Below are 12,629 nucleotides of genomic sequence, written 5' to 3' on the forward strand. Positions count from 1 at the left end.
TATCTTATTTAGTAACTTATTAACTATCGCTTAATGATTTACTATGTTTTTAAGCATTAGTTTCTTTACTGTTACCTTTATAAGTTAGACGTTCTACATCCTTAAAAGTTACATTACTTAGATGTTTATCTTTACTATTACTAAGTGTTTCATTAAACACAACCATTTGTTACTTTAGACGCGTTTATAAAAACCAAAGGTTGTTTTTTCCAAAATCTGGTAGTTTGTCTCCTTCAAAATGAGGAAATATTTGCGCTACCATTTCGGGGTATTTTATGGTTACTGGTAGATTTTGTTGTTTTATGGACTTCCAATACATTCGGCTGAATTGATATACTTGATCTATTAATTCTTTAACTACCGTTATATCTTCGAAATAGTCTTGTTCTGTACAGAATAAGGTAAGTTTTACTGGGAATGGATGGTCGGTTGTTTGCCCATTTGCGCTATATTTGGCATTATTGAATAGTAGGTATTTTAGTTTTGCTATTTCTATAATGGTTCCGCTTAAAGGCATTAAAGCTTCACTACTCGTATCGAAAGCGACATAATCATTTGATTCTGTTTTATTGATTGTTATTATGATTACTGGAATTTTTAAACCTAATGTTTCCAATACTTTTTGGATGGGGTCGATTTCCTCTTTACCCATTGGTTTGTAGTAATGAATTATTAACCGTTCTACTGTACTTCTATCATTATCCACTACAAATTTTAAAATTTGCTTACCAATTGCTCCGGCTATTAAATCGAATTCGTTGTTTCTGAAACAATCAAAACCTTTGAATTCCCCTTTATTATTAAAACAGAAGGCACTACCCACAAAACGTGTGTTGGTTTCTAATGATTTAAAAGCCCCTACGCCTACTATTAACTCTTGTTTTAACTCTCGGTCTAATCGCCAAGGAATGCCGTCTATTTTAGCTAATAATGCAGGTGTTATGTTTTCTAAAAAAGCTCCAAAATAGGCATTACTGATGCTTTCTTTAAAAATTACTTGAGAGGTTATTTCATGTTTTAAGAGTTCTTCTTTTACTTGGTAGTAAAGCTCCTTATTATCTTCATCTTCTTTGTGGATTGGGCTTATATAAATGGCAACGTATCTTGTATTTGGTGTTTTTTCTAGATTAATTAAATGGTGTTTTAACTCTTTAATTGCCGTTGCAGGACTTTCAAACGCTAAACTGGTATTCTCGTCCATAAAGAATGGTTGTTTAATGTGTTTTTTAAGTGGCGGAAAGAATTCTTTATAGCCATTTTCGAAATAATCGTATAATTTTTTCACATACTCTTTACGGTCTGGTTTGTGGTAAATGAAGAAAAAACGAACGTTGGGGTGTGGACTTGCTTTGTATGGCCCCATTTTTTTCATACCTACTTTAGGGTCTATTTCGGTATTATTGAAGAACCTTAAATTATTTGATTTGTAATTCGTATGATGGATTTCTTTTTCTGGAACGGTGAAAAACCCTTTTTCACTTAAAGGCAATACCTTTTTAAACGCTGCTGTATTTAAATAGTTGTTGTAAAAATCTGTTATGTGCTTGAAATAGGGTTTGTAACGATTGCCTTTTTTAGGTATGCTATTTGGTATTTCGAGGTGGTTTTTAATAGGTATGTTTAGCAATGGAAATACCTGCTCTATATTTTGTTTTGCTTCTTCTGAAAGCTGATTGAATTTGATTATTTCTTTTTTGTAAACTACTGTTTTAAAATAGTTAGAAGGGATATTTATTTTATCAATGCTTGTTGTGGCTACTTTAGAAGTACCATCATACGATAGTAATAATGCTGGACTTTTTGTTAGCCCTGAAAATTCTATTTTTAAGGTATATTTATTATAGGTTTTATAACCTGTTGCCATTACTTTCGTATCTAAAAACCAAACTTCCGTATCTTTTACGTAATTGCATTTAATAGCATCGGCAATAGGCGTAAAATAATTATAAACTAATTGGGTGTAGTAGTGTTTTGCAAAGGTTGTGTTTTGGTACATATCTACCTTAGCCAACATATCGCAGTTTTGGGTATCTAAAAAATTGGAATACAAGAATTTGAGGTCTTGCAACTCTGTTTTAAAATTATCCCATACCTCATTTGGCAACTGTGCTCTGTGAATAGGAAAAAACCCTTCTGTTTTATCTTTATAAAACCCAAATTCTTTAATTAATTCAGGATGTTTGAATGGTAGGATGTTAATTTTAAGATTTTCCAAAATATCACCGTTTAATAATTTAATTTTCTCTAGAAAACACGTCTGCTAAACTCTCACTTTGCGCAATTACTCTATCGGCTTGGATTCTTGCAATGTCTGGTGGATACCCATAACGCATTAATATTTTCTTTACAGCTAATCTTAAAGTGGCTCTAACATCGTCTCTTTTACTCCAATCTACAGTTGCATTTTTTCTTACTAAATCAACAATCGTATGAATTAGTTCTTTCATTTTATCGTCTTGTAAGAAAGAAGTGGAATCGTTATCCTTTAAAACCGTATAAAAAGCATATTCTTCAGGTGTTAAACCTAAGTCATCTGATTTTTTATCTTCTAATTGCATTTCTTTTGCAATCTCTGAAAGTTCTGCTAATACTTGTGCCGAATCGATTTGGTTGTTGTGGTAGCGTTTTACAACAGATTCTAACATTTCGGAGAACTTTTTACCTTGCACTAGGTTTTTTGTTTTACGCACTTTTACCTCATCACTTAACAATTTTTTAAGCAATTCAAACGCGAGGTTTTTTTGTTGCATGTTTTTTACTTCCAACAAAAACTCGTCTGATAAAATACTTACTGATGGTGCTTTTATTCCTGCAGCTTCAAAAATATCAATGACCCCATCGCTTGATAAGGCTTCGTCTACAATTTGTTTTATAGCTGTTTCTACTTCAAAATCAGACTTTACTCCATTGCTTGTGAATTTGTTTATTCTTGCTTTTACGGCTTGAAAAAAGGCAACCCCCTCTTTAATTTTATTGGCATCTGGACTTGGAATAGCCATTGCAAAAAGCTTTGACAATAAAGTCACTTCTTTTAAGAATCGTTCTTTTAATTTATCACTTGATAACATAAAGTTTTGCGCCCCTAATAGTATTTGTAATTTTTGTGCTGTTTCTGATTTAAAATAGGCTTTGAAGTCATAACCATTAAACATTTGCTCTATCACTTCAAACTTCTCTTTCATTCCTGCAATGGCCTCTTTTATATCAAATATGGGTGTTCCTTCACCGCCACTTTGTAAATAGATTGCCATGGCATTTCTTAAATCTTGACCAATACCTATATAATCAACAATTAATCCGCCTGGTTTGTCTTTATATACACGGTTAACTCTTGCAATGGCTTGCATTAAGTTAGCCCCTTGCATTTTTTTATCAATGTACATGGTGTTTAAACTAGGAGCATCAAACCCCGTTAGCCACATATCTCTAACAATGACTAATTTTAGTTCATCATTAGGGTCTTTCATTCTTGTTGCCAAATCTTTACGTTGCTTTTTTGTTGTATGGTGTGGTTGCAACAAAGCAATATCATCCGAAGCACTGGTCATAATCACCTTTATTTTCCCTTTGTCTATATCGGAATTATGCCATTCGGGTTTTAACTCTATAATTTCTTGATATAATTTAGCGCATATCGTTCTCGTCATACCAACAATCATTGCTTTGCCTTCAAACACTTCTTGTCTTTTTTCAAAGTGGTAAACAATATCTTTTGCAATGTCTTTTAATCGGTCTGGATGACCCACAACGGCATCAATAGTCGCTACTTTTTGCTTGGATTTTTCTAATTGTTCTTCTGTAGCTCCAGAAATCGCATTAATTTCAGCATCAATCGTGGCTGTTGTGGCATCGTCTAATTTAATTTTTATTAAACGAGATTCATAACTTATAGGTACAGTTGCTCCATCATCTACGGCTTGTTTGATGTCGTAAACGTCTATATAATCGCCAAATACTGCTGGTGTTGATTTGTCTTCTTTTTCTATGGGTGTTCCTGTAAAGCCTATATAAGACGCATTAGGTAAGGCGTCACGTAAATACTTCGCATTGCCATACCGTGTTTCCATACCTTCCTCCGTTTCAACTTCTCGACCTTTAAAGCCATATTGACTACGGTGCGCTTCATCTGCCACTACAACAATATTTGTTCGCTCTGATAAGGTATCATACACATTGCCTGTTTCTGGTGAAAATTTTTGAATGGTAGTAAAAATGACACCGCCACCAGACACTTTTAATAATTCTTTGATGTGTTCTCTGTTTTCAGCTTGAATGGGTTTTTGACGTAACAAGCCAATACAATTACCAAAGGTTCCAAATAATTGGTCGTCTAAATCGTTACGGTCGGTTAGCATTACAATGGTTGGGTTTTCCATTAGTGGATGCGTAATTATTTGACCACTATAGAACACCATTGTTAATGATTTACCACTACCTTGTGTATGCCAAACAACACCTGCTTTTCTGTCTCCATCGGTACTATGTGTTGCTCGTATGGTTTGTGCTACTGCTTTTTGTACTGCATAATACTGATGATAGGCCGCTACTTTTTTAACCTTGGTTTGAAAAATTAATCCTGTTTTGGCATCTTTTTTTTCTTCTGATTCAAAAACGGTACAATAGCGTATTAATTCTATTAATGTTTTTTTATCTAGCATGTACTTGGTTAAAATTTGCAAGTCTGTAGCACCATAATTTTGTGAAGGCTCTGCGGCCATAGCAAAATTTTCTTGGTTTGGTTCTGTTAGATATTCTGCAGCAGTTGGAGCTTTCCATGAAAGATACCGACTTATAGGCGCCGAAATACTAGATGCTTTTGCATCTATACCATCGGAAATTACACATAGTGCATTGTAATAAAAAATACTAGGAACTGCTTGTTTGTAGGTTTGTATTTGTTGAAATGCTTTTAAGACTGTTGCTTTTTCATCTGTGGCATTTTTTAATTCTATAAAAACTAAGGGCAACCCATTTACATAGATTACGACATCAAAACGTTTTTCGGTATTATTTTCTTTAACCACTAATTGATTGACTACCCAAAAGCTATTGTTTTCAATATTTTGAGTATCTAATAAAGTAACCGGAATACCAATAGTGTTTTCCCCTTTTGTATATTCTACCGTAACGCCATTGGTTAGATAGTTATGGAAACGTTCGTTGTTTTCCATACTATCTTCTGTACCCAAATGGAGCACTTTTTGGTATGCTTCCACTCTTGCCGATTCTGGAATATTAGGATTTAGTTTTTTTAAACTTTCCTTAAACTGATTCTCTAAAATAACCGAAGCAAAGTTTTCTCTTTGGGGATTATCACTATATGGTGCTATATCAGGACCATAATAATAGGTATAGCCTTGCTCTTGTAATTGCCCAATTAATGATTGTTCTATGTGGTTTTCATTAATCATTTTAATTTATTTAAAAATGTATTTAATTGTACTTTACATTGTTATTATTAAAAATGTTGCCGTTTGCTTATATTAAAACATAATGTATCTTTGCACCATCTCAATGACCAAGTGTTAAATGAGAAAAGAAGCCGCCTTAATCAGCGGTTTCGGCATTTATATACTCCTCGTATTCTTTTAAAATATTTCATTCTTCATCATTATCTTGTAATCGTTTTATTTCTTTATCAAAATCACTTTCAAATAACCGATCCTGAATTATTCTGTATTTTTCAAATTCAGTTTCGGCTTTTTCTTTGGCAATTTGTACTGATATTTTCCCACCATCTTGCAATATTTCTCTTTCGTCAAAAGCTAAAAATTGGTCTATTCTTGTTGCCCAATCTTGCATCGTCATTGGTATTTTTCGTTGTGCTCTGTTTTCTGCCAAATCTAAAAAAGCATTCACAATTTTGCCTAATGATTCTAACTCTTCTTTGTTTAAATAATTTTTGGCAATGGCAACATCTGTTTTGATGATTTTTCCTTCGGGTGCATTTTTCCAAGAGGTTAAACCCATTTTATCCTTGCTACTATCTACTCTTTTATAGATGAGTTCCGAGGCTGTATGCCCGTGAATAGCAAAATGAAGTTTGTTTTGCACTTTTGCAAAAAAAGCTTTGGTGGAAACCGCATCTTTGTTGTAATCAAGACTTGTTGCGTAAATATCGGTTATTTTTTGATAAAATTTTCGTTCGCTTAATCGAATTTCTCGAATTTCGGCAAGTAATTCTTCAAAATAATTTTCATTAAGAAAAGAACCGTTTTCTAATCTTTTTTTGTCTAAAACAAAACCTTTTATAGCAAAATCTTTAAGGACTTTGGTTGCCCATTGCCTAAACTGGGTTGCTCTAATCGAGTTTACTCGATATCCAACAGAAATGATGGCATCTAAATTATAAAAGGCTACTTCTCTATTTACTTCTCGATTGCCTTCGGTTTGAACTATCCTGAATTTCCGGATAGTTGCCAATTCGGTTTGTTCTTTTTGGGTATAAATATTTTTTAAATGTTCGTTTATGGTACGAACATCTACTTCAAAAAGCGTTGCCATTAACTTTTGGCTCAACCATATTGTTTCGTCTTCATAGCGTGCCTCGATGCTGCTTTCGCCAGCTTGTGCGGTAAAAATCAAAAATTCGGTGGTGCTATTTCGTATCAATTTGTCTGAACTATGATTCATTTGATATTTGGATTTTCTTGATTTTTTTGGTTAAACTTCTTGTTATTGAGTCTTTTAAACTGCAATGATTTTGCTCCAAAATTAATTAACAAACCAATTTCTAAATCATAAGCTTCTAGATAATTGATGGCTTGTGCCAAATGCACATCTTGCAATTCGATAATTGCTTTTAATTCTACCGAAATGGTGTCTTGAATTAAAAAATCTACTCTACGCAAACCTATTTGATGATTTTTATAAAAAACAGGCATTTCGTGTTCTCTTGAATACGAAATGTCATTATTCCTAAATTCTATTTCTAATGCTCTCTGATAAATAACTTCCTGAAAACCGTTACCCAATTGACGATGCACTTCCATAGCCAAGCCAATTATTTTGGAGGTTATATCAGAATATTTATAAGTTTCATCTATCATAAATTTAGTTTTTAATTTTATTTATAAATCACAGTAATCATAAAATCATTAAAAAAATCATAGTTCAGACACCCTTACCTCACCACTCATTAACCGTGGTAATAATTCATCACGGGTTTTGGTGAGGGTTTGGATTTGTTTGGTATTTGTTTGGTATTTTTGATAAATTGGTTTTATTAAATTACACCAATTATTAATGCTTTCTAAACTTGGAATTAATAATAATAAATTACTAAGCACGGTTAAACTTACATTTGCTTGTACACCTTGAACGATATTAGAAATTATTACATCTTGTGTTTCTTTACTTTTAAGCCACAAATGAATGTATTCAAGAAAACTATGTTTGTCTTTTAATCTTATAAAAGCTAAAGCTTGGTTGCAATTTGAATTATTCATTTCTAAATCAACAATTGCAATTCTTCCTATTGTGCCAGCAATTGAAAATAATACATCATCTGTTTCTAGTATTGATCTTTTTAATTGATTTTCGTGTATAATTTTTGGAATTAATTCTAAATTGTTTTTTAAAATTAATCCATCATTAGAAATATCTTTTACTTTTAAAAAGGGTACTTCTCCCCGTAAGCCAATTAAATCATTTTTTGTTGGAGTTGTTCCTTTTGAAATTTTTATAACCAAATCCCCCAACTTCCCAACTCTCCAACCATCCGGCAATTCATCCTCAATTTGATATTTTCCAAACCATTCTGCAAATATAGTTTGTGCTGTTTCTTCTAGGGTTTTGTTTTGGGCTTGTAGTAATTCTATTTTATTGTCAAAAGCGATTAGGATGTCGGCTATGGATTTTTGTTCTGGTATTGTTGGTAATGTTATATTAATGTTTTGAACACCGTATATTGGTAACTTTTTTTGCACTGCACCCACAGTATTTTTGACAATCTCATCTTGACCATTCTTTGATATTAAGAAATAATACAAATAAGAATGATCAACATTTTTTAAATCAACTAATTTGGTACAATTTTCCGTAAGACTTGCTTTATCTAACTCTCGATCTATTTGAGCAACTAAACCAACTGTGCCTACAATTGTAATTACTACATCATTTTCATTTACAATATATCTTGATATATGCTTAAAAATATCATCAGTTACATATTGAAGTTGGTTTTTGTTAATTTGATTACCATTGAAATCTGTAATTCTTATGTATGGATGATTAGTTTTATAATTAACCAAAGTCATTCCCTTTGGTAGTCTTTTACCTCCTTTTGGGTTACATATTTCACCCAAAGTTGTTTCAACCCATCCATCTGGTATACTTCGACTAGGCTCAGTATAAATATTTTTTACTTCACTCATAACGATAAACCAATTTTAGCCAGTTGTGTAGCAATTTCGTTATTCAGTGCTATTTCCTTATCCATTTGCTGTTTTAGGCTAGTGGTCAATGCTTCCATTTTAGTTTCAAAAGAAATACCATCGTCTTCTACCGCTTCAATACCTACATAACGTCCAGGAGTAAGTACGTGGTTGTGTTTTTCTATTTCTTCAATAGTTGCGGATTTGCAAAAACCTTTGATGTCTTGATAGGCAGATTGCTTCGTTTCACTCGCAATGACGTTACGCCAATTGTGGTAAGTATTTGTAATTAAGTCTATGTCTTCTTCTGCTAAATCACGGTGAACACGGTCTTTCATGAAGCCCAGTTCACTAGCGTCTATAAATAATACTTCTTTACTGTGGTTGGCTTTTTCTCTACGTAAAAACCAAATACAAGCTGGTATTCCTGTATTGTAAAACAATTGTTTAGGTAATGCCACAATACATTCTATCAAATCGTTTTCTATTAAGTTTTTACGAATTTCTCCTTCACCACTAGTATTCGAGCTCAAAGAACCATTAGATAAAACAGTTGCCATAACACCTCTTGGTGCTAAATGGTACAACATGTGCTGCATCCATCCGTAATTGGCATTACCGCTTGGTGGGGTTCCGTATTTCCAGCGTCCGTCTTCTTGTAAAATATCTATTCCCCATTCGCTTTGGTTAAAGGGTGGGTTGGCTAATATATAATCGGCTTTTAAGTCAGGGTGTGCATCTTTTAAGAACGTACCTTCTGTATTCCAAACCACAAACTTAGAGTTGATGTTTCGAATGGCAAGGTTCATTTTAGACAATTTCCAAGTGGTTTGGTTGCTTTCTTGTCCGTATACTGTAATGTCTTGAATGTTCCCTTGATGTTCGGTTACAAATTTCTCACTCATTACAAACATACCTCCAGAACCACAAGCAGGGTCATAGACTCTTCCTTTGTAGGGTTCAATCATTTCTACCATCAATTTTACAATTGATTTTGGTGTGTAAAATTGACCTCCTTTTTTACCTTCAGCATTGGCAAACTCCCCTAAAAAGTATTCGTATACGCGACCAAAAAGGTCTTTAGAGTTTTCGTTTTCGGCTTGTAAATCTGTATTAGAAATTAAATCAATTAATTCTCCTAAAGCTGTTTTATCTAGATTCGCTTTACCATATACCTGAGGTAATACGTTTTTTAAATCTTTATTTTCACTTTCAATAGCTTGCATGGCTTCGTCAATGGTTTGCCCTACTGTTGGTAATTTTGCGTTTGCGTGAATGTGATTCCAACGTGCTTCTTTAGGAACAAAAAACGTGTTTTTCGCTAGATATTCGTCTCTGTCTTCAGGGTCTGAATATTCGTCGGATTGTAATTCGTCGTATAATTCACCAAACGATTCCGAAATGTATTTTAAGAATATTAAACCTAATACAACATGTTTGTATTCGGCAGCATCTATATTTTTACGCAGTTTATCTGCTGATTTAAAGAGTTTTTGTTCAAAAGAGGAATTATCGGTTTTCGCCATTAGATATGTTATTCTGTGTGATAGGTTATTTTTAAAGCTTAAAAGTAAGTAATTTCGATATAGTTTTTATTGCTTTTTTTTATTTGTTTAAAATTTCATCTATTTAATTATATGACGTTTATTAAGCGGTTAACTCTAAAATAAAGAATCTACTTATTTTATTAAAATTCTAGGTGCTTTCTGTTTTTTTATATACCCCATATTCAGGCTGTTGCAAGTACTTACCTAAACAACTTTTAAGAAAGGTTCCTACTGTTCTTTCTGCCATATTAAAAGCACTTGCAAGTTCAACGGCTTCTTTTCTTGTGAATTGGTTGGGTAACGCATCAAAAAACCGTTTTTTATTTTGGCCAGATTTGAAAGGACCTTGTTCTTCATTTGTTTGTTTAGGCAGGTTTTCGAACATTAAAATATTGTGTTTTAAATAGACTTCTATGAGTTGCAGGGCTATTTCGAAATCTTCGTCTAGACATTGTATATCTGTTCCCTGTTCTTGATTTTGGTATTTACGAATGGCCGTGAAAATCATGCATATTCTATACAATACGACCCCTAAGCGTTTTACGATACTTTGGGCATCTTCGGAAACAAAAGCACTAATTTGGTTTAGGTATTCACTGAACACGGGGTTGAATTTATCCCATTGTTCTCTTGATAAATGCACTGTTGTTTTACCGCTATCGAGAAACAACACCATTTCATACACTGCTATGGACAATTTTGCAAAATGGTCGGTTAAATTTACCCTTGAACCAAAGGGAGAAGGATCTATCCATTTGCTGTTGGTTTTAAACACATAGAAAATAAACCGACTGAACAAACCATCTTCTGCCGAGGATATGATATTGTATACTTGTTGTGGCGTGCCTGAAAGTGCTACGGCTAATCGTGGATTGTTAATTTCGAAATATTCATTATTGGTTTTTCTTGAAATGGATATTTTTTCGTTGTGGAATGCTTTACGGAGTAAATCGGAATAAGAACCCCAATCGTTTTTGAAAACTTGCCCTAGGGTGTCGGCTTCGGTTTCGCAAATAATTCCAGAACCTTCATTTTGTTGTAGGTGTTGAATAATTTTAGCATTGCTGGTATTGGCAGGAATGAATACGACCTTAAAAGGCGGTTCTTCAGGCATTTCTTCTTGATGGGTATCCCCTTTCTTTTTAAATCTATTGGCGTGTTTAATGGCTTCTATTTTTTTGTCGTATTCCTTTTTTTGTTCTCTTGAATTTTTGAGGACTTCTTCGTGGTATTTATCAGCTAACTCCTTAGATGATTGCAATGCCCCTTTGCCTGACGCCGCAGGTGCTAGAATGAAAGAAAACAGATGTGGGTACATCGTTCTGCCGCCGTATTCGCCTGTTACATTTGGTAAACAGCCAGACAAAACTGCTAAAGCACCTGTTAAGAATGTGTCTTTTTCTCTTGCCTCAGTAAATGCTTCTGCACCTTGTTTTAGAATGAGTGGTAAATTATTGTAAACCGATTGCGGAATTGTTGGCGTATTAAGAAGATAGTTTTCATCGTCTGTTGTTTCTTTTTTTTCTATGGGTTTCAATACCGCTTGCTGTATAGGTTTGCGGTTTGCAAAGTCGGCAAACTTTGCAAAGTCTGCAGCTTGGTTTTTGTAGGCACTTTGAACGGATGCTTTAATTTCTTTTTCGTTTAAATCGAAATTTGTGATGCAAAAGTCAAGTGTATCAGCTTCATTAATACCAAAACGGTTGGCATTAGATGCTAACAGATGCATAAAATTGTTTCTGTTTCCGTTGGCGTATTGTTCTTTTTGCTCTGTGAATTTTAGACATTTTTCCAATAAGGTGTCTGTGGATTCGAAACTTTGAGGTTCTAGTTTGTGTTCTTTTGGAAGCTGTTCTACTTCTTCTTGAATTTCAAACATTGTTGCCGATTCATTTAGATAAGTTTCTGGATCAAAAGAAACAAAACATAATCGGGTAATGTCAATACATTTTGGGTCAAAATCGTACCCTGATAGATTTTTATAAAAATTAGCCACTTGATTGTATGCTGTTGTGTGTTGTGCTGCATTTGAATTGATTTTAATGAATACTTTAATTCCTTCGCCACTTGGGCTTATAAATGATGCAAACGTGTATTTACAATCGTTTACTAATGTGACCATTGTGTTGAGTTCTGTTACTGGAATGTGGTCGAAATCCAAACCTATAATTTGAGAATAGGATTTTATATTTGCTTTGGTTCTGCTTTTTCCAAACGTTCCAGACATCGTAAATGCTAGTAAACCACTTTTGATTTCATCAGCTACTTTTTCGTCACCTTTATGTATGGCATATCGGATAGAATTTATATCACTTTGGTATTTATCGGATTTGATTTCTTGAAGTATTTCAATAAGACTTCTATCTTTTAACTTGGTCCCGAAATTTTGATACACGCTTACCACCAGCTTGTTGTTTACGACTTCGCTCATTTTTTCTTCGGTTTATAGTTATCGTTTAATAAGTCTTGAATGTCTTTTAGGCGGTAATAGATTTTATTGCCTAACTGACAATAACCAATAAATCCGCTATCTCTCCAGGTTTGTGCTAATCGTTTGCTTATGTTCATTATTTGCATAAACTCTTGATTGTCGCAAAATAAATCGTCTGGGTGCATCTGCTGTTTTTCTTTGAGAATAACAGTGAGTTCTTTTAACTGCTCTTGGATTTCCTTGAACATTTTTTCTGTAGGTTCGTAGAATGGCATG

Annotated in this window: 8 protein-coding genes; all 8 read right to left on the reverse strand. The window is 33.6% G+C overall.

Translation table 11 applies throughout. The features are described 5' to 3' along the window. Positions 1 to 184: 184 nt before the first annotated feature. Entirely contained in the window at positions 185 to 2,215 is a 2,031-nt protein-coding gene (locus EV196_RS04010) for a Piwi domain-containing protein (protein WP_132215176.1), read from the reverse strand. A gap of 19 nt (positions 2,216 to 2,234) precedes the next feature. Continuing rightward, positions 2,235 to 5,411 (reverse strand): type I restriction endonuclease subunit R, encoded by a 3,177-nt coding sequence (locus EV196_RS04015; protein ID WP_165876099.1) that lies wholly within the window; start codon positions 5,409 to 5,411, stop codon positions 2,235 to 2,237. A gap of 187 nt (positions 5,412 to 5,598) precedes the next feature. Further along, positions 5,599 to 6,633: a virulence RhuM family protein gene (locus EV196_RS04020; RefSeq protein ID WP_132215180.1), complete on the reverse strand. Its 1,035-nt coding sequence runs from the start codon at positions 6,631 to 6,633 to the stop codon at positions 5,599 to 5,601. Further along, positions 6,630 to 7,049 (reverse strand): GxxExxY protein, encoded by a 420-nt coding sequence (locus EV196_RS04025; protein WP_132215182.1) that lies wholly within the window; start codon positions 7,047 to 7,049, stop codon positions 6,630 to 6,632. Before EV196_RS04025 ends, EV196_RS04020 begins: the two co-directional genes overlap by 4 nt. A 57-nt stretch (positions 7,050 to 7,106) precedes the next feature. Next, positions 7,107 to 8,375: a restriction endonuclease subunit S gene (locus EV196_RS04030; RefSeq protein ID WP_132215184.1), complete on the reverse strand. Its 1,269-nt coding sequence runs from the start codon at positions 8,373 to 8,375 to the stop codon at positions 7,107 to 7,109. Then, complete coding sequence (locus tag EV196_RS04035; protein ID WP_132215186.1) at positions 8,372 to 9,901, reverse strand: class I SAM-dependent DNA methyltransferase; 1,530 nt, start codon at positions 9,899 to 9,901, stop codon at positions 8,372 to 8,374. Before EV196_RS04035 ends, EV196_RS04030 begins: the two co-directional genes overlap by 4 nt. Before the next feature lie 169 nt (positions 9,902 to 10,070). Then, the gene (locus EV196_RS04040; RefSeq protein ID WP_132215188.1) at positions 10,071 to 12,353 is read right to left on the reverse strand and encodes a DUF3987 domain-containing protein; all 2,283 of its coding nucleotides are present in this window, start codon (positions 12,351 to 12,353) and stop codon (positions 10,071 to 10,073) included. Further along, the gene (locus EV196_RS04045) at positions 12,350 to 12,628 is read right to left on the reverse strand and encodes a helix-turn-helix domain-containing protein (RefSeq protein ID WP_243652174.1); all 279 of its coding nucleotides are present in this window, start codon (positions 12,626 to 12,628) and stop codon (positions 12,350 to 12,352) included. Before EV196_RS04045 ends, EV196_RS04040 begins: the two co-directional genes overlap by 4 nt. Position 12,629: the final 1 nt, after the last annotated feature.

Origin of the sequence: Mariniflexile fucanivorans (genome assembly GCF_004341235.1) — a bacterium.
Classification (GTDB): Bacteria; Bacteroidota; Bacteroidia; order Flavobacteriales; family Flavobacteriaceae; genus Mariniflexile; species Mariniflexile fucanivorans.

Excerpts from the sequence above, each read along its gene's own strand:
- EV196_RS04015 (WP_165876099.1), bottom strand. The coding sequence starts at position 5,411 with ATGATTAATGAAAACCACATAGAACAATCATTAATTGGGCAATTACAA.
- EV196_RS04035 (WP_132215186.1), bottom strand. The coding sequence starts at position 9,901 with ATGGCGAAAACCGATAATTCCTCTTTTGAACAAAAACTCTTTAAATCA.
- EV196_RS04025 (WP_132215182.1), bottom strand. The coding sequence starts at position 7,049 with ATGATAGATGAAACTTATAAATATTCTGATATAACCTCCAAAATAATT.
- EV196_RS04030 (WP_132215184.1), bottom strand. The coding sequence starts at position 8,375 with ATGAGTGAAGTAAAAAATATTTATACTGAGCCTAGTCGAAGTATACCA.
- EV196_RS04020 (WP_132215180.1), bottom strand. The coding sequence starts at position 6,633 with ATGAATCATAGTTCAGACAAATTGATACGAAATAGCACCACCGAATTT.
- EV196_RS04045 (WP_243652174.1), bottom strand. The coding sequence starts at position 12,628 with ATGCCATTCTACGAACCTACAGAAAAAATGTTCAAGGAAATCCAAGAG.
- EV196_RS04040 (WP_132215188.1), bottom strand. The coding sequence starts at position 12,353 with ATGAGCGAAGTCGTAAACAACAAGCTGGTGGTAAGCGTGTATCAAAAT.